Origin of the sequence: Conexibacter sp. SYSU D00693 (genome assembly GCF_017084525.1) — a bacterium.
In the GTDB taxonomy this organism is placed as follows: Bacteria; Actinomycetota; Thermoleophilia; order Solirubrobacterales; family Solirubrobacteraceae; genus Baekduia.
This window is the reverse complement of record NZ_CP070950.1, coordinates 3,165,590-3,190,038: the sequence shown is the minus strand read 5'-3', so window position 1 is coordinate 3,190,038 and position 24,449 is coordinate 3,165,590. Positions and strand designations below refer to the sequence as shown.

21 protein-coding genes are annotated in these 24,449 nt (G+C 74.5%); 11 read left to right on the top strand and 10 right to left on the bottom strand.

Annotation, left to right across the window (positions count from 1 at the left end; all coding sequences use genetic code 11):
- Positions 1–319: 319 nt before the first annotated feature.
- Complete coding sequence (locus tag JUB12_RS15840; RefSeq protein WP_241004291.1) at positions 320–1,048, top strand: polyprenol monophosphomannose synthase; 729 nt, start codon at positions 320–322, stop codon at positions 1,046–1,048.
- A gap of 102 nt (positions 1,049–1,150) precedes the next feature.
- Positions 1,151–1,480: a thioredoxin gene (gene trxA / locus JUB12_RS15835; protein WP_205696379.1), complete on the top strand. Its 330-nt coding sequence runs from the start codon at positions 1,151–1,153 to the stop codon at positions 1,478–1,480.
- A gap of 9 nt (positions 1,481–1,489) precedes the next feature.
- Here trxA and JUB12_RS15830 read toward each other — a convergent pair whose 3' ends face one another.
- A complete protein-coding gene (locus JUB12_RS15830) occupies positions 1,490–1,813 on the bottom strand; it encodes an MGMT family protein (protein ID WP_205696378.1) in 324 nt (107 codons plus the stop codon).
- A gap of 51 nt (positions 1,814–1,864) precedes the next feature.
- Here JUB12_RS15830 and JUB12_RS15825 point away from each other — a divergent pair, with 51 nt between their 5' ends.
- The 4 genes from JUB12_RS15825 to JUB12_RS15810 are packed head-to-tail and all read left to right on the top strand — an operon-like array spanning position 1,865 to position 4,527.
- Positions 1,865–2,509 (top strand): TetR/AcrR family transcriptional regulator, encoded by a 645-nt coding sequence (locus tag JUB12_RS15825; protein WP_205696377.1) that lies wholly within the window; start codon positions 1,865–1,867, stop codon positions 2,507–2,509.
- Positions 2,510–2,527: 18 nt separating this feature from the next.
- Positions 2,528–3,094, top strand: coding sequence for a DsbA family protein (locus JUB12_RS15820; RefSeq protein WP_205696376.1), 567 nt, complete (start codon positions 2,528–2,530; stop codon positions 3,092–3,094).
- A complete protein-coding gene (locus tag JUB12_RS15815) occupies positions 3,091–4,149 on the top strand; it encodes a nitronate monooxygenase (RefSeq protein WP_205696375.1) in 1,059 nt (352 codons plus the stop codon). The genes JUB12_RS15820 and JUB12_RS15815 overlap by 4 nt, the downstream gene beginning before the upstream one ends.
- A gap of 9 nt (positions 4,150–4,158) precedes the next feature.
- Positions 4,159–4,527: a hypothetical protein gene (locus JUB12_RS15810; protein WP_205696374.1), complete on the top strand. Its 369-nt coding sequence runs from the start codon at positions 4,159–4,161 to the stop codon at positions 4,525–4,527.
- 16 nt (positions 4,528–4,543) lie between these two features.
- Here the strand turns inward: JUB12_RS15810 and ileS are convergent, their stop codons facing one another.
- From ileS to JUB12_RS15795, 3 genes are all read right to left on the bottom strand, one after another.
- Positions 4,544–7,627, bottom strand: coding sequence for an isoleucine--tRNA ligase (ileS, locus tag JUB12_RS15805; protein ID WP_205696373.1), 3,084 nt, complete (start codon positions 7,625–7,627; stop codon positions 4,544–4,546).
- Between the two features lie 48 nt (positions 7,628–7,675).
- Positions 7,676–8,122, bottom strand: a complete 447-nt coding sequence (locus JUB12_RS15800) for a MarR family winged helix-turn-helix transcriptional regulator (protein ID WP_205696372.1) — start codon at positions 8,120–8,122, stop codon at positions 7,676–7,678.
- A gap of 87 nt (positions 8,123–8,209) precedes the next feature.
- Entirely contained in the window at positions 8,210–9,052 is an 843-nt protein-coding gene (locus JUB12_RS15795; RefSeq protein WP_205696371.1) for a MerR family transcriptional regulator, read from the bottom strand.
- Between the two features lie 77 nt (positions 9,053–9,129).
- Here JUB12_RS15795 and JUB12_RS15790 point away from each other — a divergent pair, with 77 nt between their 5' ends.
- Positions 9,130–9,927 (top strand): polyphosphate kinase 2 family protein, encoded by a 798-nt coding sequence (locus JUB12_RS15790; RefSeq protein ID WP_205696370.1) that lies wholly within the window; start codon positions 9,130–9,132, stop codon positions 9,925–9,927.
- Here JUB12_RS15790 and JUB12_RS15785 read toward each other — a convergent pair.
- Positions 9,924–11,210 carry an MATE family efflux transporter gene (locus JUB12_RS15785; RefSeq protein WP_205696369.1) on the bottom strand — a complete coding sequence of 429 codons (1,287 nt, stop codon included), beginning with the start codon at positions 11,208–11,210 and terminating at the stop codon, positions 9,924–9,926. The genes JUB12_RS15790 and JUB12_RS15785 overlap by 4 nt on opposite strands.
- Positions 11,211–11,227: 17 nt before the next feature.
- Here JUB12_RS15785 and JUB12_RS15780 point away from each other — a divergent pair, with 17 nt between their 5' ends.
- Genes JUB12_RS15780 through JUB12_RS15770 form a run of 3 tightly spaced genes read left to right on the top strand, consistent with a single transcriptional unit; the run spans position 11,228 to position 14,046 of the window.
- Complete coding sequence (locus tag JUB12_RS15780; protein WP_205696368.1) at positions 11,228–11,701, top strand: hypothetical protein; 474 nt, start codon at positions 11,228–11,230, stop codon at positions 11,699–11,701.
- Complete coding sequence (locus JUB12_RS15775) at positions 11,698–12,552, top strand: alpha/beta fold hydrolase (protein WP_205696367.1); 855 nt, start codon at positions 11,698–11,700, stop codon at positions 12,550–12,552. The genes JUB12_RS15780 and JUB12_RS15775 overlap by 4 nt, the downstream gene beginning before the upstream one ends.
- 48 nt (positions 12,553–12,600) lie before the next feature.
- Complete coding sequence (locus JUB12_RS15770; protein ID WP_205696366.1) at positions 12,601–14,046, top strand: lyase family protein; 1,446 nt, start codon at positions 12,601–12,603, stop codon at positions 14,044–14,046.
- A 4-nt stretch (positions 14,047–14,050) separates the two neighbouring features.
- On the opposite strand, the gene JUB12_RS15765 is transcribed toward JUB12_RS15770, so the two are convergent.
- The 4 genes from JUB12_RS15765 to JUB12_RS15750 form a co-directional block, all read right to left on the bottom strand.
- Positions 14,051–17,404 (bottom strand): PKD domain-containing protein, encoded by a 3,354-nt coding sequence (locus tag JUB12_RS15765; protein WP_205696365.1) that lies wholly within the window; start codon positions 17,402–17,404, stop codon positions 14,051–14,053.
- An 11-nt stretch (positions 17,405–17,415) separates the two neighbouring features.
- Entirely contained in the window at positions 17,416–19,287 is a 1,872-nt protein-coding gene (locus JUB12_RS15760; RefSeq protein ID WP_205696364.1) for a glycoside hydrolase family 2 protein, read from the bottom strand.
- Between the two features lie 116 nt (positions 19,288–19,403).
- A complete protein-coding gene (locus JUB12_RS15755) occupies positions 19,404–20,891 on the bottom strand; it encodes an NAD-dependent succinate-semialdehyde dehydrogenase (protein WP_205696363.1) in 1,488 nt (495 codons plus the stop codon).
- Positions 20,892–20,932: 41 nt separating this feature from the next.
- Positions 20,933–22,576 carry an acetolactate synthase large subunit gene (locus JUB12_RS15750; RefSeq protein ID WP_241004290.1) on the bottom strand — a complete coding sequence of 548 codons (1,644 nt, stop codon included), beginning with the start codon at positions 22,574–22,576 and terminating at the stop codon, positions 20,933–20,935.
- An 81-nt stretch (positions 22,577–22,657) separates the two neighbouring features.
- Here JUB12_RS15750 and JUB12_RS15745 point away from each other — a divergent pair, with 81 nt between their 5' ends.
- Positions 22,658–24,121: a SpoIID/LytB domain-containing protein gene (locus tag JUB12_RS15745; protein WP_205696361.1), complete on the top strand. Its 1,464-nt coding sequence runs from the start codon at positions 22,658–22,660 to the stop codon at positions 24,119–24,121.
- On the opposite strand, the gene JUB12_RS15740 is transcribed toward JUB12_RS15745, so the two are convergent.
- The gene (locus JUB12_RS15740; RefSeq protein WP_205696360.1) at positions 24,070–24,384 is read right to left on the bottom strand and encodes a hypothetical protein; all 315 of its coding nucleotides are present in this window, start codon (positions 24,382–24,384) and stop codon (positions 24,070–24,072) included. The genes JUB12_RS15745 and JUB12_RS15740 overlap by 52 nt on opposite strands.
- Positions 24,385–24,449: the final 65 nt, after the last annotated feature.

Sequence of the window (24,449 nt, the reverse complement as noted above, 5' to 3'; positions counted from 1 at the left end):
GCGCTAAGCGTCACGAGGCCTCATCGGTTCCGGGCGCTAGGGAGTCACGGCTGGGGGACGCGAACCGTTCCTTAGCCCACCCCGGGGGCCAGGGGGAGGGCTGTTCCCGCCCTTGTCCTTCAGCCGCCCTGTCCTTTGCCCTGTCCTGCTCCTGTGGGCCACAACGGCACAGGGCACCGGCCAGCGGATAGCGCGCCGAGACATGACGAGACACGACCGGCCACGCCCGTGGGGATCTGGGCGTTGGAGGGGTCGGGCATCGCTGCGCTCGACCGTAGCGGGACGCTCGGCGCGCGGGCCGTCCCTAGGCTCTCCAGCGGTGTCGCGCGCGGTCCCCTGGCTCGTCCTGCCCACCTACGAGGAGGCGGAGAACGTCGAGGCGATCGTGCGGGCGGCGCAGGCCGTGCTGCGGCGGGCGGCGCCCGAGGGGTTCCGGATCCTGGTCGTCGACGACAGCTCGCCGGACGGGACCGGGGAGATCGCCGACGGGCTGGCGGCGGAGTTCCCCGAGGAGGTCGAGGTGCTGCACCGCGGGGCGCCGGAGGGGCTGGGACGGGCCTACCTGGCCGGCTTCGCGCGGGCGCTGGAGGGCGGGGCGTCGCACGTCCTGGAGATGGACGCGGACTTCTCGCACGACCCGATGGACCTCGAGCGCCTGCTGGACGCGGTGCGCGGGGACGCCGACCTCGTGCTCGGCTCGCGCTACGTGCGCGGCGGCGGGGTGCGCGACTGGGGGCCGGTGCGGCGGGTGGTGTCGCGCGGCGGCTCGTTCTACGCGCGCGTGGTGCTCGGCCTGGCGGTGCGCGACCTGACGGGCGGCTTCAAGTGCTTCCGGCGCGAGGTGCTCGAGGCGCTGGACCTGCCGACGGTCCGGTCGGTGGGCTACGCGTTCCAGGTCGAGCTGACCTACCGGGCGGTGCGGCGCGGCTTCCGCGTGGTCGAGGTGCCGATCGTCTTCCGCGACCGGGTGCGGGGCCGGTCGAAGATGGGCTGGCGCATCGCGCTGGAGGCGGCGCTGCTCGTGCCGCGACTGCGCCGCGGGGCCTAGCTCTTCCGCCTCTCGCCAGCCGGGTAGCCTGCGGCTCCGAGGGGCTCGGCACTTCACTTCGTATAGTGGTCGGAGCCGAGCGAGACCGCGAAGGAGATCGACATGGCAGGCACCGTCACCGACGTCACCGACACCAACTTCCAGGCTGAGGTCCTCGAGGCCGACCAGCCCGTCCTCGTCGACTTCTGGGCGCCGTGGTGCGGTCCGTGCCGCGTGGTCGCCCCGGTGGTCGAGGAGATCGCCAAGGAGCAGCCCGACCTCAAGGTCCTCAAGCTCAACGTGGACGACAACCAGCAGACCGCGGCGCAGTTCCAGGTGCTGTCGATCCCCACGCTGATCCTCTTCAAGCACGGGCAGGTCGCCAAGAAGGTCACCGGCGCCTTCCCGAAGCGCAAGCTCGAGGCTGAGCTCGAGCTCACGCCCGCGGCCTAGCCGCCCGGGTCAGGCCGCCTGGGCGGCCGCCTCCACCTCCGCCTCCGGCGGGCGCACCCGCAGCTCCTGCGCGGCGCGCCCGCCGTCGAAGGCGACGCCCTCGGCCTCGAGCGCCTTGCGCACCGCGACCGGGTCGCCCAGCGCCGTGGGCGCGACCGTCCCGTCGCTCTTCAGCACGCGATGCGCGCCCTGCGGCGCCAGCCGGCGCAGCATCCCGTTGATCGCCCGCGCGTGCGCAGGGCCGCCGCCCGCCGCCAGGGCGACGTCGGCGTAGCTCATCCAGCGCCCGGCGGGGATCCCCGCGACCGTGGCGCACAGTGTGTCGTGGTCCATGCCCTCTGTAGGCGGGCGGGCCACGAGTTCGCCCCCCTCTAGGCTGGCCCGGTGTCCGAGGGCCCGCGTCGCCGCGACGCCGAGCGCAGCCGGCAGGCGCTGCTCGACGCCGCCGAGGAGCTCTTCGCCGCGCGCGGGTTCGCCGGCGCCAGCGTGGCGGAGATCGGCGCCGCGGCGGGCTTGTCGCGCGAGGCCCCGCGGTACTTCTTCGGGCGCAAGGAGGCGCTGTACGCCGCGGTGCTGACGCGGCTGTTCGAGGCGCGCGAGGCGGCACTGGCGCCCGCGGTCGCCCCGCTGCGCGCGTGGGCGGCCGGGGACGACGAGCGCCCGCTGGAGGCCCCGCTGGCCGAGGCTGCCGAGGGCTACCTGCGCTTCCTCGCCGGCCGGCCGGCGTTCGTCTCGCTCGTGCAGCGCGAGGCGCTCGAGGGCGGCGCCCGCCTCGCCGCTGCACCGCACGAGTCGACCACCCTCGAGGACGTGCTGCGGGCGGTTCGCGACGCCGCGCCGCGCGACGGCCTGGCCCGCTTCGACGTCGCCGAGGCGGTGGTCGCCTGGGTGGCGCTGAGCGTCCTCCCCCTGGCGCACCAGCACACGCTCCTGCCCGCCGTGGGACTCGACGCCGGCGACCCCGCGTTCCTCGCGCGCCGCCGCGACCAGGTCGTCATCGCCCTTGCCGCGCTGCTGCGGACGGCGTAACTTGTCACGCGACAAGTCATGGCACGCACGACCTTCTACCTCGACCTCCTCTCGCCCTACGCCTGGCTGGCCGCCGAGCGCATCGACGAGCTCCTGCCCGAGCCGCCGGTGTGGACGCCGGTGCTCCTCGGCGCGATCTTCCAGGCCACGGGCCGGTCGTCCTGGGCGCTGACCGACGCGCGCGAGCAGGGGATCGCCGAGGTGGAGCGACGCGCCGCCGAGCGCGGCCTTCCTCCCCTGCGCTGGGCCGACGACTGGCCGGCCAACGGCCTGCTCGCTGCCCGCTGCGCGACCGCCGCCGACGCCCGCGGAGCGCTGCGCCCGTTCGCGCTCGCCGCCATGCGCCTGCACTTCACCGAGGCGCGGCAGCTCGACGCCGAGGGCCTTGCCGAGGCCGCCCGGCGCGCCGGCCTCGACCCGGACGAGCTGCTCGAGGCGGCCGGGCGCCAGACGACCAAGGACGCGCTGCGGGCGGCGACCGACGCCGCCCTGGCCGCCGGCGTCACCGGCATCCCGTCGGTCGTCGTCGACGGCGAGGTCGTCTGGGGCGACGACCGCCTCGAGGAGGTCGCCGCGCGCGCATGACCGCGCGGTTCGACCCGGCCAGGCTGGTCGAGCCCGTCGTCCAGGCCCCGCTGGCGGGCGGGCCGTCGACCGTGGCCCTCGCGACCGCCGTGTCGGGCGCCGGCGGGCTGGGCTTCCTCGCCGCCGGCTACAAGGCCGTCGACGCGGTCGCCGGGGAGGTCGCCGCCGCCCGTGGCGCCCTGGGCGACGCGCCCTTCGGGGTCAACCTCTTCGTCCCGTCGCCCCCCACCGACGACGCGGACGCCGTCCGCGCCTATGCGCGGCGGCTGGAGCCCGAGGCCGCGGCCGCGGGCGTCGCCCTCGGCGAGCCGCGCCACGACGACGACGGCTACGCGGCGAAGCTCGACGTGGTCGTGCGCGAGCGGGTGCCGGTGGTCTCGACGACCTTCGGGTGCCCGTCGCCCGAGGACGTCGCCCGGCTGCAGGACGCCGGCGCGGCGGTGTGGGTGACCGTCACGTCGACCGCCGAGGCCCGGGCCGCCCACGACGCCGGTGCCGACGCGGTGGTCGTCCAGGGCGCCGAGGCCGGCGGCCACCAGGGCGGCTGGCTGACGCCCGGCGCCCCGCCGCTCGGCCTGCTGGCGCTGCTGCAGCTCGTCGCGCCGGTCGGCCTCCCCATGGTCGCGGCGGGCAGCATCGCCACCGGCGCCGGCGTCGCCGCGGTCCTCGCCGCCGGTGCGACCGCCGCCCAGCTGGGCACGGCGTTCCTGCGCGCGCCGGAGGCCGGCACCGCGCCCGTCCACCGCGAGGCGCTGCGCGGCGACGCCCCCACGGCCCTGACGCGCGCCTTCACCGGGCGCACCGCCCGCGGCATCGTCAACCGCTTCCTGCGCGAGCACGACGGCTCCGCGCCCGCCGCCTACCCCGAGGTCCACCACCTGACCGCGCCCCTGCGGGCGGCGGCCCGCGAGCGCGGCGACGCGGACCTCCTGCACCTCTGGGCGGGGCAGGCCTACCAGCTCGCGACCGACGAGCGCGCCGCGGACCTGGTCCGGCGTCTGGGGCAGGACGCGCGCTCGACCGGGCAGGGTGTCAAGCCAGGCGGTGGGGCATGATCCCGCCAGATGCCCTCCGCTGGCACCGTCGCCACCGCCGCCGCGGCGCTGGCCGCCCTCCTGGCGGCCGGGACCGTGGCACCCGCCCAGACGCCGCCGAAGATGCCGCCCTCGACGAAGGGGACGACGAGCTGCGGCACCGCCACCGGGCCGTCGCCGGGCGTGCGCTACAAGACCTACCGCGTCCGCGGGAGCATCTCGTGCAAGGCCGCCAAGCGGCTCGCCGCGCGGATCCCCGAGCCCAGGGGCTGGCGCTACTTCGACTGGACGAAGGGCGGCAGGGGGCCGTGGACCGACGTCCTGGTCAAGGAGGGCGGCAAGACGACCATCGGCTTCGTCCTCATCTGCACCCCCGCGCTCTGCGGGGACGACGGCTGAGCGCGACGCGCCGTCGCTAGACGGCCCGCACGCCGACGACGAGCGGGCGGCCCTCGACGGTCGCCGACGCGCCGTGCCCGGCGCCGTCGTAGACCACCGACGTGGCCAGGACCTCGCCGACGACGTAGGCCTCGTGCTCGCGCGCGGCGGCCAGCAGCTCCGCGTCGCCGCCGAGCTCGAGCGCGATGCGGTCCGAGACCTCGAGACCGGCGTCCTTGCGGGCGTTCTGCACCGCCCGGACGACCTCACGCGCCCAGCCCTCGCGACGCAGCGCGTCGTCGATCGCGAGCTCCAGCGCCACGGCGTGCCCGCCCTCACGCTCGAGCTGGTAGCCCTCGAGCGGCTGCAGCGCCAGCGCGATGTCGTCGGGACCCAGCTCGTGGTCGTGGCCGTCGACGTGGACGCCGACCGTCCCCCCGCCGCGCAGCACGCCGGCCACCGAGCCCGCGTCGAGCGCCTCGACGGCGGCCGCGACCTGGGGCATCGCCGCGCCGAAGCGCGGGCCCAGGGAGCGGTAGTTCGGCTTGAGCGCGTAGGAGCCCAGCTCGTCGGCGGCACCGACGAAGCGCAGCTCCTTGACGTTGAGCTCGTCGCGCACGACGTCGGCCAGGCGCTCGATCGCGTCGCGCTCCTTGCCGGCGGCGACGACGATCGCCTCGCGCAGCGGCTGGCGCAGCTTGACCTTCGCCGCGCCGCGCGCGCCGAGGCCCAGACGCACCGCCTCGCGCGCCGTCGCCATCGCCTCCTCGAGCTCCACGTCGCGCGGCCCGGCGGACGGCCAGTCGCAGAGGTGGACCGAGGGCTCGGACCCGTCGAGGTTGTCGAAGAGCTCGTCGGCCACGAACGGGCAGTAGGGCGCCAGGAGCTTGGCGACCGTCACGAGGCACTCGTGGAGCGTCGCGAACGCGGCCGCCTCGCCGTCCCAGAAGCGCCGGCGCGAGCGGCGCACGTACCAGTTGGAGAGGTCGTCGACGAAGGCGGCGATGGCGCGCGCGCCGGCCGTCGCGTCGAAGCCCTCGAGCGCGTCGGTGACCGTCTCGACCGTCGCCGCGAGGCGCGACAGCGCCCAGCGGTCGAGGTCGGTCCTGGCCTCGGGGTCGCCGGCCGGCTCGGTGGCCTGCTCGTAGAGGACGTGGAAGCCGTAGGTGTTCCACAGCTGCTTGAGGAACAGCCGCACGCCCTCGCCGATGGCCTCCATCGAGAAGCGGTAGCCGTCCCACGGCTGCTTGGAGCTGAAGAAGTACCAGCGGAAGGCGTCGGCGCCGAAGCGGTCGAGCACGTCCCAGGGCGCCACGACGTTGCCCCTGGACTTGGACATCTTCTGACCCTCCTCGTCGAGGATGAGGCCGAGGCAGACGACGTCCTCGTAGGGCGCGCGGTCGTTGAGCAGCACGCTGATCGCCAGCAGCGAGTAGAACCAGCCGCGGGTCTGGTCCAGCGCCTCGCAGACGAACTGCGCGGGGTACGAGCGCGCGAGCTTGTCCTCGTTCTCGAACGGCGCGTGCCACTGCGCGAAGGGCATGGCGCCGGAGTCGAACCAGACGTCGATGACCTCGGGCACGCGCCCCATCTCGCCGTCGCCGTGCGGGCACGGGAAGCGGACGTCGTCGACGTAGGGCCGGTGGGGGTCCTCGAGCGCGACGCCGCTGAGCTGCTCGAGCTCCTCGAAGGAGCCGACGCAGTGCACGTGCGACGGGTCGGCGTCGCAGCGCCAGATCGGGAGCGGCGTGCCCCAGTAGCGTTCGCGCGACAGCGCCCAGTCGACGTTGCCCTCCAGCCAGTTGCCGAAGCGCCCGTGCTTGATGTGCTCGGGGTGCCAGGTGACCGTCTCGTTGGCGGCGATCATCCGGTCGCGGACCTTCGAGGTCGCGATGTACCAGGACGGCTTGGCGTAGTAGAGCAGCGGCGTCGAGCAGCGCCAGCAGTGCGGGTAGGCGTGCTCGTACTCGACGGCCTTGTGCAGCCGCCCGCGCGCGCGGAGGTCCTCGACGAGGTCGGCGTCGGCGTCCTTGACGAAGCGCCCCGCGTACTCGCCGATGCGCTCGTCGTAGGTGCCGTCGAGCTTGACCGGGTTGACGACGGTCAGGCCGTGCTCGGTGCCCAGGCGGAAGTCGTCCTCGCCGAAGGCGATGGCGGTGTGGACCAGGCCGGTGCCGTCCTCGGCGGTGACGAAGTCGGCGGGCAGGACGGTATGGCCCTTCGGGCCGTAGGCGTCGGCGGCGATGAAGCCGAACGGCGGCTCGTAGGAGAGGCCGACGAGGTCGTTGCCGGGGAAGCGCTCCAGGACCTCGGCGCCCTCGCCCAGGACGCGCTCGACGAGCGCCTCGGCGAGGATCGCGACGTAGCCGTCCGCCTGCGCGCGCACGTACGTCAGCTCGGGGTCGACGGCGACGGCGGCGTTCGAGACGAGCGTCCACGGCGTGGTCGTCCACACGAGCAGCTCGTCGCCGGGACGGTCGCGCAGCGGGAAGCGCACGTAGACCGACGGGTCGACGACGTCCTTGTAGCCCAGCGCGAGCTCGTGCGAGGACAGGGCGGTGCCGCAGCGCGGGCAGTACGGGACGACCTTGTGGCCCTCGTAGAGGAGGTCCTTGTCGAAGACCTGCTTGAGCGACCACCAGACCGACTCCACGTAGCTCGTGTCGAGCGTGCGGTACGGGTGGTCGAGGTCGACCCAGAACGCGATGCGCTCGGTGAGCTTCGTCCACTCCTCGAGGAACTCGAAGACCGACTCGCGGCAGCGGCGGTTGAACTCCTCGATGCCGAAGGCCTCGATGTCGGCCTTGGACTTGAGGCCGAGCTGCTGCTCGACGGTGATCTCGACCGGGAGGCCGTGGCAGTCCCAGCCGCCCTTGCGCTCGACGTAGCGCCCGCGCATGGTCTGGAAGCGCGGGAAGACGTCCTTGTAGGCGCGGCTGAGGACGTGGTGGGAGCCGGGGCGGCCGTTGGCCGTCGGGGGGCCCTCCCAGAAGACCCAGGGCTCGGCGCCCTCCCGGCGGCGCATCGACTCCTGGAAGACGTCGCGCTCGCGCCAGCGCTCGAGCACCTGCTCCTCGAGCTGGGGGAAGTCCTGGTTGGGGTCGACGGCGCGGCGCGGCATGCGAGCGCCCCAGTCTAGGAGCGCGCGGCGCGCGCCCGCCCTGCGGCGCTACGCGGCGGCGGCGAGCTTCTGGCAGAGCGCGGCGAAGGTGCGCTTCTCCTCCTCGTCGAGCGCCGCGAACGCGATGGAGACGCGCTCGGTGTGCTCGGGGAAGAGGCGGTCGACGCACTCGCGCCCGGAGACCGTGAGGCGCACCGCGGCGGCGCGCCGGTCGTGGGCGAGGCGGAAGCGCTGGACCAGCCCGCGGCTCTCGAGCGTCGTGACGACCTCGGTGGCGTTGGCCTTCGAGGTGCGCAGCCGGGCGCGGAGGTCGCGCAGCTCGAGCTCCCCGCCGCCGTCGGTCAGCGCGAGGAGGACCGAGAAGCCCGACGCGCTCAGCCGCTCGCGCTCGAGGTCGGCCGACAGGCGCCGGCGCACGCTCGCCTCAGCACGGAGGAGGGACTCCAGGGCGCGGTGGGCAAGCGGGTCCCCGGGGACGAGCGTCGGCGTGGTCACGGGTCGGGAGCATGCACCGCCCGCCGGACGGCCCCGAACGTCGGCCCCGAACGAGTGGAAGGTGCCTGGCACCTTCCACCCGACGCCTCAGACCGCGGCGCGCAGGGCGGGCGCCGCGAGGCGCGCGAGGAGGGCCTCGCGGGCGGCGAGCGGGTGGTCCGGAAGGCGCTCGACGAGGGAGGCGCCCTTGGCCGGGACCGCGCCGCGGAAGTCGAGGACCGCCACGTCGGCGTCGGCCGAGGCGCGGCGCGCGGCGAAGACGAGGCGGGCGAGGGCGTCGAGCGAGGCGCCCGAGCCGGTGAGCACGACCGCGCGGGGCTGGAGGGCGCGGACGGCGCGGCCGACGCGCTCGGGGTCCAGGGCGGCGGTGAGCACGAGCGTGCGCAGGCCGCCGCGGCGCAGGGCGAGCTCGAGGGCCTGGGCGTGCAGGCCGTCGGCGGACAGCGGCGCGCCCGCGTCGAAGACCAGGACGCCCTCCGGGCGCGACGCCGGCGGGGCGACGCGCATGGCCGCGGCCAGCCAGCCGGCGGCGAAGCGCTGGGCGAAGGCCGCCTCCGGCAGCCCGGCGTCCAGCGCGCAGACCGCGGGCAGCAGGACCTCGGCGACCGTGCGCTCGACGGAGCGCAGCGCGAGCGACTCCTCGAGCAGGCGGTTGGCGGCGGGCTCGTCGAAGGCGGCGAAGGCCTGGCCGAGGCGTGCGTCGGTCGCCGGGCCGGCCCCGCGCGAGCGGGCGACCGCGATGGCCGCCGCGGCGTCGCCGGTCTGGTGCAGGGCCGCCCGCAGCGCCTCGATCTGCTCGAGGTCGAAGTGGCGGTGGCCGCCGGCGGTGCGCAGCGGCTCGGGGAAGCCGAAGCGCCGCTCCCAGGAGCGCAGCGTGCTCGGGCTCACGCCCAGCATGGCGGCAGCGGCGGTGGTGCGGATCGCGGACATCCCCGCTCGGAGCATCGGCCAGCGCTCGCGCGCACGCCACCGTTGCACGCGGGCTTGCGCGCGGGTAGGCATGGACGATGGGCCGCCTCGACGCCGTCGACCTCTCCCAGAAGATCAAGCGCCCCGAGCAGGACGCCCGCCTCGCCGTGGGCGGCCGGCGGCTGCTGCAGCTGCGCCTCGCGCTCGGCGGCATCCACGGCGGGATGGACCCCGCCCAGCCGCAGCTCGGCCCGCCCGTCTGCGTCGTCTTCGAGGGCTGGGACGCCTCGGGCAAGGGCGGCGCCATCCGCCGGCTCGTCGCGCCGCTCGACCCGCGCCACGTCCGTGTCGCCGCCTTCTCCGCGCCCACGCACGACGAGAAGCGCCACCACTTCCTGCACCGCTTCTGGCCCGTCCTGCCGGGCTGGGGCGGCATGGCGGTGCTCGACCGCTCGTGGTACGGGCGCGTCCTGGTCGAGCGCGTCGAGGGCTTCGCCACCGAGGAGCAGTGGCGCCGCGGCTACGACGAGATCGTGGGCTTCGAGCGCACGCTCGCCGCCGAGGGCATGGTCCTCGTGAAGCTGTGGATGCACCTCTCCGACGAGGAGCAGCTCAAGCGCTTCGAGGCCCGCGGCAAGGACCCGCTGAAGTCCTGGAAGCTCACCGAGGAGGACTGGCGCAACCGCGAGAAGCGCCCGGCCTACGAGGAGGCCGTCGAGGAGATGCTCGAGCGCACGGACGTCCCCGAGGCCCCGTGGCACCTCATCCCCGGCGACTCGAAGAAGCTCGCCCGGGTGCTGGTCATGGAGACGGTCATCAAGGCCATCGAGCGCGGGTGCGAGGAACACGGCTTCCCGCTGCCCGAGCCCCTCCCCCACACGGGCGAGGACGACTAGCCCGCCCCGAGCACCACCCAGCGCCGCGACGCGAAGCGCCAGCCGGTCGCGACGAGCCGCAGCACCATGAGCGCGACGAGCGCCCACCACATCTCGACGACCGAGTCGGCCAGCAGCGCGAGCGGGACGAAGACCGCCGACGACGCGGCCATCGCCCACGCCAGGTAGCGGGTGTCGCCCGCGCCGATGAGGATCCCGTCGAGCGCGAAGACGACCGCCCCCGGCAGCTGGAGCAGGGCGAAGAGCGGCCAGAGCTCCTCCGCCCGCTCGACCACCGCCTCGTCGCCCGTGAACAGGCCCGGGACGACCGACGTCGTCGCGAGCAGGACGAGCGCCAGCAGCGCGCCGAACGCGAAGGCCCAGACGCACATCCGCCGCGCCGCGGCGAACGCGCCCTCGGCGTCGCCGGCGCCCAGCGCCCGTCCGGTCAGCACCTGCCCGGCGATGGCCACGGCGTCGAGCACGAGCGCGAGGAAGACGAAGAGCTGGAAGGCGATCTGGTGAGCGGCCAGCGACGGCTCGCCGACCCGTGCGAGCACCGCGCTGGCCACCGTGAACGACGCGAGCAGCGAGCCCGTGCGCACGACGATGTGGACGCCCATCCGCGCGAGGCGCCGCAGGATCGCCGGCTGCGGCCGGCGCGAGACCGCGGGCGCGCGCAGCAGTAGCCAGGCGAACGCGCCGCCCATGCCGGCCTGCGCGACGACGGTCCCCAGCGCGCTGCCGTCGAGGCCCCAGTCCAGGCCGTACACGAGGACCACCTCCAGCACGGCGTTGACCGCGTTGGCGACCACCACGACCACGAGCGGCGTGCGCAGGTCGCCCACACCGCGCAGGAACCCCTGACCGCTGAGGGCCAGGAGGGCGAACGGCAGCCCGAGGAGGCTCAGGCGCAGGTAGCGCGCCGCGACCTCCGCGGTCTCCCCGCTGCCGCCGACGAGCGCCATGAGCGGATCGGCGAGGGCCGCGCACGCGCCCGCCAGCACGACGCCGATGGCCAGCGCGAGCCAGACCGCCTGCGCCGCCACCTCTCCCGCTCGCTCGTGCTCGCCTGCCCCGTGCAGCCGCGCGACCTGCGCCGTCGTCCCGTAGGTCAGGAAGTTGCACAGGGCCGTCAACGCGCCCAGCACGGTCGCGGCGAGCGCCAGCGCGGCCAGCTCGCGCGTGCCGAGGTGGCCGACGATCGCCGTGTCCACCAGCAGGTACGTGGGCTCGGCCGCGAGCGCGGGCAGGGCCAGCGCCGCGAGCCGGAGGATCTCGCGGTCGTGGGGCGAGCGGCGCACGGCCCTAGGATCGCGCCATGGGCTCCCGGCTCGCCCTGCCGCTGGCCGCCGCCGCGCTGGCGGGTGGGCTGGCGACGGGCTGCGGCGAGGAGCTGCCGCGCATGCCGTTCTCCTGCACCCAGCAGCAGCCCGAGCTCTACACGCCCGCCCTGCGCGCGGCGCCCGGCGACGTCCGCCTCGGCGACGGGACCGCGATCTCCACCTGCGTCACGCGCGCCCGCAGCGACGCCGACCTCCAGGCGCTCGGGCTGCTGCTCAGCGGCGTGGCCGAGGACCTCGCGATCCGCGCGCGCGACGCCCGCGACCCGGTCGCCGCGACCCGCCTGGGCTTCCTCGCCGGCGCCGTGCGCCGCGGCGCCTCGCGCACCAACGGCATCCAGGAGAACCTCGCCAGGCGCATCGAGGGCACCGCGATCAAGCTCGAGGGCGCACCGGCCCGGGTGCAGACCGCGCTCGTCGACGGCACGCGGGCGGGGTTGGCGCGCGGATGAGCGCCACGCCGCTGCGCCTGCGCCTCTTCCACGCCCGCGACGGCGCTCGGATCGCCTACCGCGAGGCCGGCACCGGCCCCGGCCTCGTCCTCGTGCACTCGGCCGGCCTCAGCCACCGCGAGTGGGAGCCCGTCGTCGAGCACCTCGCCCATCGCTTCCGCGTCGTGCTGCCCGACCTGCCGGGCCACGGCGACAGCGAGGACCGTCCCCGCCATCCGTGGACGCTGGACTGGATGGCGCGCGTGCTCGCCGCCTTCTGCGAGGACACCGCCGGCGCCCGGCCGCTCGTCGGCGGCCACGGCCTGGGCGCCGAGCTGCTGCTGCGCGCCACGGTCGCTGGCGAGCTGCGCCCCGGGCGCCTCGTCGTCGCGCCCACCCGGCTGCACCGCCCGGCACCGCGCGAGGGGCTGCGCGGCATGTGGCGCGCCGCGGCGCGCGCGGGTGGCCTGCCGGGCCTGGACCGCGCGGCCTCGCACGCCGCGCCGCTGCTCTTCCGCCCCCGCCACGGCCTCGCCCTCAGCGCCCGCGGCGCGCCGTCGGCCGCCGACGTCGTGGCCCACGCGATGAGCGACGTCGCCGGCAACGCGAACCTCTCGCGCTCCTGGGCGCGCCTGGCCGCCCGGCTGCCGCGCGGCGCCTGGCGCGACCTCCTCGACGCCTACCCCGGACTGGACGCCGAGGTGCTGCTGCTCTGGGCCGACGAGGACCGCCACCACCCGCTGCAGACCGCCGAGGAGGCGCTCGGCCTGCTGCCCCGCGCGCAGCTGCGGGTCGTCCCCGGGACGGGCTACCTCCTGGCCCACGACGACCCGGTCGCCGTCGCCCGCGAGATCGCCGCGTTCTGCGGCTAGCGCACCGGCCGACGGCGCTCCAGCCCGGAGGCGTACTGTCCGCCGGACATGCCTCCCAAGAAGCTGTACGGCGGCGAGACGACGAAGGCCGTCGAGAACTTCCCGATCTCCGGCGAGACCGTCCCGCCCTCGGTCATCCACTGGCTCGGCCGCATCAAGGGCGCGGCCGCCCGCGTCAACGGCGAGCTGGGCCTCCTCGACAAGGACCTGGCCGCGAAGATCGCCGACGCCGCCGACGCCGTCGCCCGCGGCGACCACGACGAGCAGTTCCCGATCGACGTCTTCCAGACCGGTTCGGGGACCTCGTCCAACATGAACACCAACGAGGTGATCGCCTCCCTCTCGGGCGCCCACCCCAACGACGACGTCAACTACGGCCAGTCCTCCAACGACGTCTTCCCGAGCGCCGTCCACCTCGCCGCGCTGGACGAGGCGACGAACACGCTGCTGCCCGCGCTCAAGCAGCTCGAGAAGTCGCTGGAGCGCAAGGCGCGCGCCTTCAAGGACGTCGTCAAGAGCGGCCGCACGCACCTCATGGACGCCGTCCCGGTCACCCTCGGCCAGGAGTTCGCCGGCTACGCGACGCAGATCCGCCTGGGCCAGGAGCGCGTCCAGGCCGCGCTGACCCACGTCGGCCAGATCCCGCTCGGCGGCACCGCCACGGGCACCGGCCTCAACACGCATCCGAAGTTCGCCGAGCGCGTGCGCAAGCAGCTCGCGAAGGAGTCCAGGCTCAAGCTCATCGCGCCGCCGGCGGACCCGTTCGAGGCCCAGGCCAACCGCGACGCGCTCGTCGAGCTCAGCGGCGCCCTGAAGGTCGTCGCCGTCTCGCTGACGAAGATCGCCCAGGACCTCGCGCTCATGGGCTCCGGCCCGCGCGCGGGCATCGGCGAGCTCTTCCTGCCCGAGCTCCAGAAGGGCTCGTCGATCATGCCCGGCAAGGTCAACCCGGTCATCCCCGAGGTCGTCCTGCAGGTGAGCGCGCAGGTCATCGGCAACGACACCGCGATCACCATCGGCGGCATGCAGGGCCAGTTCGAGCTCAACGTGCGCATCCCGCTGATCGCCCGCAACCTCCTGCAGTCGATCCACCTGCTGTCGACGACGTCGGTCGCCTTCGCGGAGAAGTGCATCGACGGCGTGCAGGCCAACAAGGAGGGCACGAAGCGCTCGGCCGAGTCGACGCTCGCCACCGCGACGGCCCTGAACACGTCGATCGGCTACGACAAGGCCGCCGCGATCGTCAAGGAGGCCGCGACCTCCGGGCGGATGCTGCGCGACGTCGCCCTCGAGCAGGGCGTGGACCCGAAGGTCTACGACGAGACGATCGACCTGCGCCGCATCGCCGCGGGCAACCAGGCCGAGCCCAAGCCGGCCGCCAGGCCGGCGGCGGCAGCAGCCGGGAAGCCGGCCGCCGCGGCCAAGAAGCCGGCCGCCAAGAAGCCGGCCGCCGCGAAGAAGCCCGGGGCGCGCAAGGCGCCCGCGAAGGCCTAGCGGCCTACCGGCGCACCGTCGCGGTGCGCGTCACGACCTGCCGGGTCCTGCCGCGCACCGCCACGACCTCCACCCGCAGCCGCCGCCCGCGCGGCAGGCTGCGGGTCGGCAGGCGCAGCTCCACCCGGCGCCCGGCGCGCCGCTGCACCGCCGAGGTGCGGCGCAGCACCTTGCCGCCGCGGCGCACGACGAGGGCCACGCGCGCCGCCCGCCTGCCCACGCGCACCCGGACCCGCAGCGCGCCGCCGGCCACACGCGGCCGGCCGATCGAGGTGAGCAGCCGCGCGGCCCGGCCGATCGTCACGCGGCGCGTGCGCTTGGTCCTGTGGCCGCCGCGGTCCACGACGGTCAGCGAGACCTTGCGCCTGGCGGCCCTGGTGAACGTGCGCCGCACCTTGAGCCCGCGCGCGTCGGTCTTGCCGTCGCCGGTGAGGTCCCAGCGGAAGCTCAGGCGCTCGAGCGCGTCGAGGTCGTCGTAGGAGGCCGACGCGTCGAAGGTCACCGGCGCGCCGGCGCGGGCCGCACCGCCGCTCACCGAGAACTTCGCCACGGGGGCGCCGTCGCGCACGTCGCCGTAGCCGTGGTCCCACTGGGCGCAGCCCTTCGCCGCGCGCAGCGCCACGTCGGCCTGCAGGTCGCCCGGCGCGGTGGTGGGGCCGACGCCGTCGCCGGCCATGCCGCGCACGTCGAAGGACAGGCAGTCGAAGTCGAAGCGCCAGCGGCCGTCCGGGCGCGACGGGTCGCTGTAGTTGTCGACGTGGCCCTCGCCGCTGTCGGCGAACGACCGGCGGCCCTCGGCGCCCGTGAAGGCGGCGTCGTCGAGGTCCGGCGCCGAGCTGCCCGGCTCGGGCCTCGCGTCCAGCGGCGAGACCGCGGGCGGGTCGTCGACCCCGACGTTGCCATCGCCGCGGAACTCGTCGAGGTGCTCGAGCAGCAGACCGGGCTGGAACGTCGGGCCGTTGCCGCGGTCGTCCTGGCCGTGGCCGTCGGCGTCGAAGCCCGAGCGGTCGCGCAGCTCGAGGTAGTAGGCGTGGTCCGACGGCGCCGCGCGGTCGGCGGCGATGCGTGTCCACGCCCGCGTGCAGCTGCGGGCCGTCGAGAGCGTGTCCCGGCACGCGCCCGGGAAGACCGCCGCGTCGTCGTCGGTCTCGAAGTCGGCGCGGTAGAGCACCTGGTCGCCGGCGCGCACCTCGAGGTCGTCGATGAACCAGCCGCGCTTCTGCGCGCCCGTGTCGGTCGAGTAGGAGAAGCGCACGACGCCGGGCGTGCCGGCCAGCGACGAGAGGTCGTACTCGTCGTCGACGAAGCGCAGGCCGCCGGGGTACTCGCCCAGGAGCCGGTCGACGCTCGCCGAGCCGCCGTCGAAGGACTGCGGCGTGCCGGTCAGGCCGTTGCCGAGCTGGCCCTGGCAGGTCGCGCCGTTGGGGTTCTGGGACGCCGGGGTCGTGCGCCGCCGCGCCGACGGCAGCGAGCGCCACGAGCGGCCGTCGGGGGAGGCCAGCACGAAGCCGTAGTCGAAGTCCCACTCGATCTCGTAGGCGGTCTTGAAGCGCAGCGTGACCTTCGTGCCCTTCGGGACGTCCCGCAGCCCGGGGATCGCGATGTCGAGGGTGGAGCCCTTGACCGGCGAGCAGCCGAAGTCGTTGCCCTGCGTGGACCACCAGACGTGCTTGCCCGAGGGCACGGTCGCCGGGTCCAGGACCTGCCGGCCGGGCAGCCGGGCGGCGTAGGCCTCGCCGTTGTGCACGTCAGGGCCCTCGAGGGTGTACGGCTTGCCGTCGCGCGTGCGCCAGTCGATGCGGTGGGTGTCGAGCTTGCCGTCGCGCATGCCGGCCGCGTCGCGGGTGGTGCCGGCGTCGAGCACGCGCGGCACGACCCAGCCGAGCTGCTGCTTGGCCGCCAGCGACATGTGCTGCGAGCGGTCCTCGGCCATGAGGTTCCACGTGCCGTAGGTCAGCCGCGAGCCGGTCGAGTAGTAGTCCGGCAGGCCGAGCGAGTGGCCGTACTCGTGGGAGATGACCGACGCCTTCTCGATCGCCGTCTCCGGGTTGAGGTTGTAGGGCCCGATGCGCACGTAGGCGGGGTAGGGCGTCTCGCGCGTCGTGGTCCTGGCGTACGCGTCGTCCTCGTAGAAGAGCGGCCGGCCCTCGAGGTCGGTCAGCCGGTCGTCGGTCGTGAAGCCCTTCAGCCCCGTGCGCGGGTCGGTGTAGGAGTTCTCGAGCGTCCCCGAGTTGGGCCAGACGTTGTCGTAGGGCAGCGGCAGCTGGGTCTGCGAGTCGCCGTTGCCGCCGACCCCGGCGAAGACGACCATGAAGAAGTCGACGAGCCCGTCCTTGTCGGTGTCGAAGTCGTTGAAGTCGATCTCGGGGTCGCTGATCGCCGCCGCGTCCCACACGACCTTGGTGTTCGGGCCGCAGCCGTTGTCGATCTGCTGGAGGGCGGCGAGGCCGAGCTGCGCGCCCAGCAGCGCGGAGACCGCGCCGTCGGAGCCGTAGTAGCCCAGCGTCCCCGGGAGCCGGTACCAGCCGTCGCGGATGCGCTGCTGGTAGAGCGGGCCGCCCTGCAGGCCGCGGAGCGTCACGCCCAGGCAGGTGTTGCCGAGCTGCAGGCGGGTGAAGTCGAAGCCGGGCCCGTACTCGAAGCCCTTGGACGCGATCCCGGCCGACGGCACGTCGGCCTGCGGGAACAGCTGCCCGTAGGACATCTCCTGGTACAGGTTGAACGTGGAGCCCGGCGTGCCGGGGTCGTTGATGACCTGGTCCAGGCGCTGGGCCGAGGCCCCCGCCGCGCGGTCCTGGTACTCGACCGGGACGACCGGGAACGGGCGGTCGCCGAAGCGTGCGGTCTCGTACGTCGAGCTCGGCGGGATCGCCTTGGGCCCGTGCGTGCGCTCGACCGCCTTCGCGCCGGAGACCTCGAGCGTCGCCGTGCTCGAGAGGTCGCGCCAGGGCAGCGTCGGCTCCTGGCCGAGCGTCCGCGCCTTCGCGCGCACGACGAGCGTCGCCGTCGCGCCCGCGGCCAGCTCGCCCGGGTCCCAGGTGACCGTCGCGCCGTCCTCGCCCACCGTCGCCCCGCCCGGGCCGGTGGCCGTGGTGAAGGCGGTGCCGCGCGGGTGCTCGACGGTGACCTTGGCGCCGTCGACGGCCGTGCCGGACGGGTTGCGCACGAGGACCTTGAAGGGGTACTCCTGGCCCGGCTTGACCCAGCCGGTGGACGAGACGAACTGCGCGCGCAGCTCGAGCGGCCCGGCGGTCGCGGCGGCGTGCGCCGTCCCGGGGACCAGGCCGAGCCCGAGCAGGGCGAGGCACGCCGCCGCCCGGCGGGCGCGCGGGCGGCGGACGGACGGCGAGGTGGCCATGGGGAGATCCTCTACGACAGGCCGTCGCCGAGCTGCCCGTACAGCTCGCGCACGGCGGTGACCGACGGCTTGGCCTTGCCCGCGTGGTCGAACAGGCCCTTCTGGTTGACCCCGCGGACGATCTTGATCCCTGGGACCTTCTTGGAGATCGAGCCGCCCGCGAAGGTCGGCGCGACGCCGAAGTCGCGCAGGTTCCAGATGAGCATGCCCGCGAGCTGCTCCGAGCGGCGGTAGGCCCCGATGTGCTGGCGCAGCAGCCGGGTCTGGAACGCGAAGCCGCCCGGCCGGCTGGAGGGGTTGTGCGTGTTGGCCTCCGCGCCGAACTCGCTGATGACCGTCACCTTGCTGCGGAAGGTGGTGAGGAAGTCGTCGGTCGTCGTGCGGATCTTCGCGGCCACCGTCGCCCGGGGAGCGAGCGGGATCTCGTACCACCCGACGTAGTTCGTCACGGCGATCGCGTCGAGGTGGCGGTACACCGGGCCGAGCTGGCCCTCGCGCGGCGGGTGGGTGCCCCAGACGTCGACCGCGGTCATGCGGCCGGGGTCGCGGCGGTGCAGCCAGTCGCCCATCTCCGAGATGTACTGGACCTGGCCGTCCTGGCGGCCGTTGCCGGCGATCTCGTTGGCGAGGTTCCAGGCGATGATCGACGGGTGCGGCTGGGACTGGGCGAACGTCTCGCGCACGCGCTCGCGGGCCCGGCGCGCCTGCGCCGGCGTCTTCGACGTCCACGAGCCGGGCGCGTCGATCGGGCCCAGGCCGAGCCAGACGAGGATGCCCGCCGCGTCCAAGCGCTCGAGGAGCGCCGGGTTGAGCGGGTGCTGGGAGCGCGTCGAGTTGGCGTTGATGCGCTGCAGCGAGGTCACGATCCCGTCCATGTCGGCGGGCGCCAGCGCGTCGCCGCGGCCCTTGACGTCCTCGTGGATCGAGGCGCCGTGGAGCTTGAGCGGGCGGCCGTTGAGCTGCATCCGCGAGCCCTTCCACGTGAGCTCGCGCAGGCCGACGCGCATGGTGTAGGCCGACTCGCCGGGGACGGCGAGGTCGAGGTCGTAGAGCTGGGGCGAGCCGGGCTGCCACAGCGCCGGGTCGGGCACGTCGGCGCGGCCCTCCACGAGGATCGTCTGGCCGGCGGGCACCAGGAGCTTGGGGAACTGCACCGGGATCGACGCCTCGCCCCGGCGCAGGACGCCGACCACCGGCAGCTCCCGGTCCTCCGCGCTGCGGTTGGTGACGTGGACGCCGACCTCGACGCGCGCGGCGCCCGCGTCGGTGAGCGTCGTGTGGATCTCCGGGTCGGAGACCTCGCTGTCGCCGACCGGGCGGATCGTCACCTCGCGGTTGATGCCGCCGAAGTTGAACCACGTGCGGTGCCAGCCCGTGCGCTTCTGCTCGTAGGGGTCGCGGTAGTCGGCGCGGACGACGAGCGTCGCCGGGCGGTCGGCCTCCAGGCGGACCTTGCGCTCGAAGGGCAGGTAGACGCCGGTGTGCCTGGCGATCTCCTTGCCGTCGAGGAAGACCGTCGCGTGGTGGTGGACGGACTCGAAGCGGATCGCGTACTCGCCGCTCTTGGCCACGCGGATGCGCGTGCGGTACCAGGCGACGCTGCCGCGGTAGGAGCGGATGCCGGGCGGGCCGGTGATGCGGCTGGCGTTGGGCGAGTAGGGCAGCTGGACGACGCGGCCGGCGAAGCTGCCGTCCTGCCACCCCTTGCCGGTGCCCTTGGCGCCACGGTCGCCGCGGACGACCCAGGGGCCGGGCATGGCGCTGCGGCCGGTGGCGCCGGTGTGTGCGGCGGGCTCGGCGAACGTCGTGTCGACCGGGGCGGGCGTGAGCTGGGCGCTGGCGACGGGGACGCTGGCGAGCAGGGCGAGGACCGCGCTGAGCACGGTGAGGGACAACCTCCGGCGGAGACGCATTCGGCGGGCATTGTGACGACACACGTCGCAATGCCCGCCGGTCGTGGACGGCAGGTGGAAAGTGCCTGGCACTTTCCACGTCTGAGCTAGGTCGGCGGCACGCCCACGTTCATCGCGACGTACTTCGTCTCGAGGTACTCGTGCAGGCCCTCGGGGCCGCCCTCGCGACCGAAGCCCGACTGCTTGACGCCGCCGAACGGCGCGCCGGCGTTGGAGACCATGCCCTGGTTGAAGCCGACCATGCCCGTCTCGAGCTCCTCGATGACGCGGAAGGCGCGGTCGACGTCCTGCGTGTAGACGTAGGCGACCAGGCCGTACTCGGTCGCGTTGGCCTTCTGCACCGCCTCCTCGTCGGAGGAGAACGTCGTGATCGGCGCGACCGGGCCGAAGATCTCCTCCCGCAGCAGGCGGGCGTCGTCGGGCACGTCGGCCAGCACCGTCGGCTGGAAGAAGTAGCCGCCGCCATCCAGGCGCGAGCCGCCCGTCGCCACCCGCGCGCCCTTGGACGTCGCGTCGTCGACGAGCTCCTCGACCGTCTCGCGCTGGGACTCGTCGATGAGCGGGCCGACCTTCACGTCGGGCTCCGTGCCGCGGCCGACCTTCAGGTCGCCGATGGCGGCCGCGAGCTTCTCGGCGAACGCGCCGGCGATCGACTCGTGGACGTGGAAGCGGTTGGCCGACGTGCACGCCTCGCCGCCGTTGCGCATCTTCGCCACGAGCGCGCCCTCGACGACCTTGTCGAGGTCGGCGTCGGCGAAGACGAGGAACGGGGCGTTGCCGCCGAGCTCCATGGACACGCGCAGGACCTGCTCGGAGGCCTGCTCCATGAGCTTGCGCCCGACCTCGGTCGAGCCGGTGAAGGACAGCTTGCGCGTGCGCGGGTCCTTGATGAGCGGCTCCATGACCTCGCCCGAGGACTTCGCGGTGAGGACGTTGACGACGCCGCCGGGCAGCCCGGCCTCCTCGAGCACCTGCGCGAGCGCGAGCATCGACAGCGGCGTCTGCTTGGCCGGCTTGACCACGACCGTGCAGCCCGCCGCCAGCGCCGGGCCGATCTTCCGCGTGCCCATGGCCAGCGGGAAGTTCCACGGCGTGATGAAGACGCACGGGCCGACGGGCTGGCGCATGGTCAGCACCCGTCCGACGCCGGTCTCGTTGGGCGTGAAGCGCCCGTCGATGCGCACCGCCTCCTCGGCGTACCAGCGCAAGAAGTTCGCGCCGTAGGCGATCTCGGCCTTGGACTCGGCGATGGGCTTGCCCATCTCGAGCGTCATGAGCAGCGCGAGGTCGTCCGTGCGCTCCGTGATCAGGTCGTAGGCGCGGCGCAGGACGTCGCTGCGCTCCCGCGGCGGGGTGTGGCGCCAGGTCCTGAACGCCTCGTGCGCGGCCGCCAGCGCCGCGTCGGCGTCCTGGGCCTGGCCGTCGGCGATCTCGTGGATCGTCTCGCCCGTCGAGGGGTCCTCGACGCCCAGGCGCCCGCCGCCCGTCGCGTCGCGCCACTCGCCCCCGATGTAGAGCCCGCTGGGGACCGCCTCGAGGACCCGCCGCTCCTGCTCCGATGCCGTCGCTGCCATGTCCCCATCCTGCCCAGGAGGACCGCGACCGACGCGGGTGCCTACGTGCTGACCGTCTCGGTCCCGAGCTCCTGCGCGATCGCGACGTCGATCGAGTAGTCGATCGGCACGACGACGAGCGACGGGACGTCGAGGGTGAGCGCGTGGCGCAGGTGCTTGCCGAAGTCCTCGGCGCTCTCGCACCGGAAGCCGGGCATGCCGAACGCCTCGGCGAGCTTCACGAAGTCGGGGTTCGTGAAGTCCGTCCCGAAGTGCTCGCCGAACTTGCGGTCCTGCTTCCAGACGATGGAGCCGAACTGCCGGTTCTCCCAGACGACGTTCACGAACGGCGTGCGCAGCCGCATCGCGGTCTCGAGCTCCTGGCAGTTCATGAGGAAGCCGCCGTCGCCGTTGACGGTGACGACCTTGCGGTCGGGGTGCACGAGCTTCGCGGCGACCGCACACGGCACGGCGAAGCCCATCCCCGCCAGGCCGTTGGCGATCATGACCGTGTTGGGCTCGTGGGCCGGGAACATCCGCCCGATCCACAGCTTGTGCAGGCCGACGTCCGAGATCAGGACGTCCTCGCGGCCCAGCGCCTGGCGGATCTCCCACAGCACGCGCGGCGGCTGCATCGGGAACGCGTCGTCCTGCTTGGCGGCCTCGAAGCGCCCGAGCACGACGTCGCGCAGCCGGTGCGAGCCGCCCGAGTGGGGGACGTCGCGGCACTCCTCCGCCAGCCGGGTGAGCACGTGGTAGAGGTCGCCGACGAGCTCGACCTCCGGCATGAAGTGCTCGTCGACCTCCGCGGCCACCGCGTCGATGCAGACGATCGTCTTGTCGCCCCGCGGGTTCCAGTGCTTCGGCGCGTGCTCGACGAGGTCGTAGCCGATCGCGATGACGACGTCGGCGTCCTCGAAGCCCGCCATCGCGTAGTCGCGCGCCTGCAGGCCCACTGTCCCCAGCGCCTTCGGGTCGGTGTAGTCCATGACGCCCTTGCCCATGAAGGTCTCGGCGACGCTGATGCCGGTGGCGCGGACGAACTCGCGCAGCGCGGGCGCGGCGCCCGCCCGCACGACGCCGTTGCCCGCCAGCGCGACCGGGTTGATCGCGTTGCGGATGAGGTCGGCCGCCTTGAGCAGCTCCCGCGCCGCGGGCTCCGGCTTCACCGGCCGGCGGCGCGGCAGCGGGACGCCGTCGACCTCCTGGGCCATGACGTCCTCGGGCAGCTCGAGGTGCGTCGCCCCCGGCTTCTCGGACTCGGCGACCTTGAACGCCTTGCGCACGACCTCGGGGACGATCTCCGGCGCGGTCACGCGCGCGTTCCACTTGGTGATCGGCCGCATGAGCTCCACCAGGTCGATGTACTGGTGGCTCTCCTTGTGCATGCGCTCGAGGTCGGCCTGGCCCGTGAGGGCGACGAGCGGCGCGCGGTCCAGGAACGCGTCGCCGACCGCGGTGACGAGGTTCATCGCGCCGGGACCGAGCGTCCCGAGGCACACGCCGGCGCGGCCGGTGAGGCGCCCGTGCATGTCGGCCATGTAGGCCCCGCCCTGCTCGTGTCGAACAGGGACGAACGAGACCGACGAGTTGGCCAGCGACTCGTTGAGGTCGAGGGTCTCCTCACCCGGGATGCCGAAGACGTAGCGCACGCCCTCGGCCTCCAGGCACTCGACGAAGAGGTCACTCGCACGCCGGCTCGCCACGACATGGACCCCTACCCACCCGTCCGGCACATGACGCCCAGCCCTGGAGCCGCAACCCTGCGGCGCCGATGGTGTCTCCACATGCGCATGCGCAGCAGCACCCTCTCCGCCTCCGTCCTCGGCGCCGCCCTGCTCGCGGCGGGCGCCGCCGCGCCCGCCCACGGCGCGACCCGCCTGGTCATCAAGGGCGGCGGCTTCGGCCACGGCATCGGCATGAGCCAGTACGGCGCGCTGGGCTTCGCGCAGCAGGGCTGGACCTTCGACCGGATCCTCAAGCACTACTACACGACCACCGACCTCTCGAAGGTCGCGCCGGAGCCCGACGTCCGCGTCCTGCTCCAGCAGGGCAAGGGCACCGTGCGCTTCAGCGGCGCCGTCGCGGCCGGGTCGAAGAAGCTCTCCGCGTCGCGCACCTACGGCGCCCGCCAGGCCGCCGGCCGCGTGCGGCTGCTGAGCGCGTCCGGGAAGTCCATGGGGACCTTCGACGCGCCGCTGCGCGTCGCGCCCGCCGGCGGCGGCGCGGTCCGCCTGCTCGGCGGTGCGCAGAACGGGACGTCGAACGGTCGCTACCGCGGCGCCCTCGAGCTGCGCCCCGCGGGCGGCGGGCTCAACGCGATCAACGCGGTCGGGATGGAGGACTACGTGCGCGGCGTCATCAGCGCCGAGTCGCCGGCCTCCTGGCCCAACGAGGCGCTCAAGGCCCAGGCGGTCGCCGCGCGCTCCTACGCGCTGACGACGACGAAGGGCGGCGACGGCTGGGACCAGTACGCCGACGTGCGCTCGCAGATGTACAAGGGCGTCGCGGCCGAGTTCCCCTCGACGGACCGCGCGACGCGCGAGACCGCCGGCCAGGTCGTCACCTACGGCGGCCAGCCCGTCACGACGTTCTTCTTCTCGACCTCGGGCGGCAAGACCGAGAACGTCGAGTTCTCCTTCATCGGCGCGATCCCCAAGCCGTGGCTCAAGGGCGTCGACGACCCGTTCGACTCGGTCTCGCCCAAGCACCGCTGGCAGCTGCAGATGACGCCCGCCCAGGCGCGGCGCAAGCTCGGCGGCCTGGTCAAGGGCTCCTTCAAGGCGATCAAGGTCCTCAAGCGCGGCGTCTCCCCGCGCGTCGTGCGCGCGCAGGTCGTGGGCACCGGCGGGACGACGACGACCACCGGCCCGGTGCTGCGCGCCAGGCTCGGCCTCAACGACACGTGGGCGACGTTCACGACCATCGGCGCGACCGCGACGCCGAAGGCCGACCCCAGGCCCGACGAGCCGATGGAGCCCGAGAAGGAGGCCAAGGACACCACGCAAGCCGGTGGGGGCGCCGAGGCCGGCGCCGCGTCGGTCCGCGAGGCGTGGCTGCGGGGGACCGTCGCCCCGCGCCCGGCGTCGGGCCGCGTGCGCGTCCAGCGCCGCAGCGCGGCGGGCACCTGGCGCACGCTGCGCAGCGTGAAGCTGCGTCGCGACGGCGGCTACCGCCTGACCGTCGACCGCGGCGGCGTCTACCGCATCGTGGCGGGCACGGCGCCCGGCCCCGCCGTCCGCGCGCGCTGACGCGCGAGGCGCCGCATGGCGCTCAGCGCGGCGGGCGTCCGGGCGCACGGCGCGGCGACCGGGGTGCTCGCCGGCGCCAGCGGCTCGACCTCGTAGCTGCCGCAGTTCGCGCACCAGCCGGTGAGCGAGTAGCCCTGCCAGCCCGCGACGTGGGCGCCGCAGTCGGCACAGCGGCAGCGGACCTCCCCGTGCGCGGCGTGCGTCGCGCGCGCCTCGCCGAGGCGAGGAGCGCGACGCGCGTCGCGGAGGAGGGTCATGCCCATGGGGTGAGCATCGTCGGTCGCCCGGGGCGCGAGCAGCATCAGACGCCCGCCTTCCCCTCCCCGTC

Coding starts and splice junctions, on each gene's coding strand:
- trxA (WP_205696379.1), top strand. CDS start 1,151: ATGGCAGGCACCGTCACCGACGTCACCGACACCAACTTCCAGGCTGAG.
- JUB12_RS15830 (WP_205696378.1), bottom strand. CDS start 1,813: ATGGACCACGACACACTGTGCGCCACGGTCGCGGGGATCCCCGCCGGG.
- JUB12_RS15820 (WP_205696376.1), top strand. CDS start 2,528: ATGGCACGCACGACCTTCTACCTCGACCTCCTCTCGCCCTACGCCTGG.
- JUB12_RS15815 (WP_205696375.1), top strand. CDS start 3,091: ATGACCGCGCGGTTCGACCCGGCCAGGCTGGTCGAGCCCGTCGTCCAG.
- JUB12_RS15810 (WP_205696374.1), top strand. CDS start 4,159: ATGCCCTCCGCTGGCACCGTCGCCACCGCCGCCGCGGCGCTGGCCGCC.
- ileS (WP_205696373.1), bottom strand. CDS start 7,627: ATGCCGCGCCGCGCCGTCGACCCCAACCAGGACTTCCCCCAGCTCGAG.
- JUB12_RS15795 (WP_205696371.1), bottom strand. CDS start 9,052: ATGTCCGCGATCCGCACCACCGCCGCTGCCGCCATGCTGGGCGTGAGC.
- JUB12_RS15790 (WP_205696370.1), top strand. CDS start 9,130: ATGGGCCGCCTCGACGCCGTCGACCTCTCCCAGAAGATCAAGCGCCCC.
- JUB12_RS15780 (WP_205696368.1), top strand. CDS start 11,228: ATGGGCTCCCGGCTCGCCCTGCCGCTGGCCGCCGCCGCGCTGGCGGGT.
- JUB12_RS15775 (WP_205696367.1), top strand. CDS start 11,698: ATGAGCGCCACGCCGCTGCGCCTGCGCCTCTTCCACGCCCGCGACGGC.
- JUB12_RS15770 (WP_205696366.1), top strand. CDS start 12,601: ATGCCTCCCAAGAAGCTGTACGGCGGCGAGACGACGAAGGCCGTCGAG.
- JUB12_RS15765 (WP_205696365.1), bottom strand. CDS start 17,404: ATGGCCACCTCGCCGTCCGTCCGCCGCCCGCGCGCCCGCCGGGCGGCG.
- JUB12_RS15755 (WP_205696363.1), bottom strand. CDS start 20,891: ATGGCAGCGACGGCATCGGAGCAGGAGCGGCGGGTCCTCGAGGCGGTC.
- JUB12_RS15745 (WP_205696361.1), top strand. CDS start 22,658: ATGCGCATGCGCAGCAGCACCCTCTCCGCCTCCGTCCTCGGCGCCGCC.
- JUB12_RS15740 (WP_205696360.1), bottom strand. CDS start 24,384: ATGGGCATGACCCTCCTCCGCGACGCGCGTCGCGCTCCTCGCCTCGGC.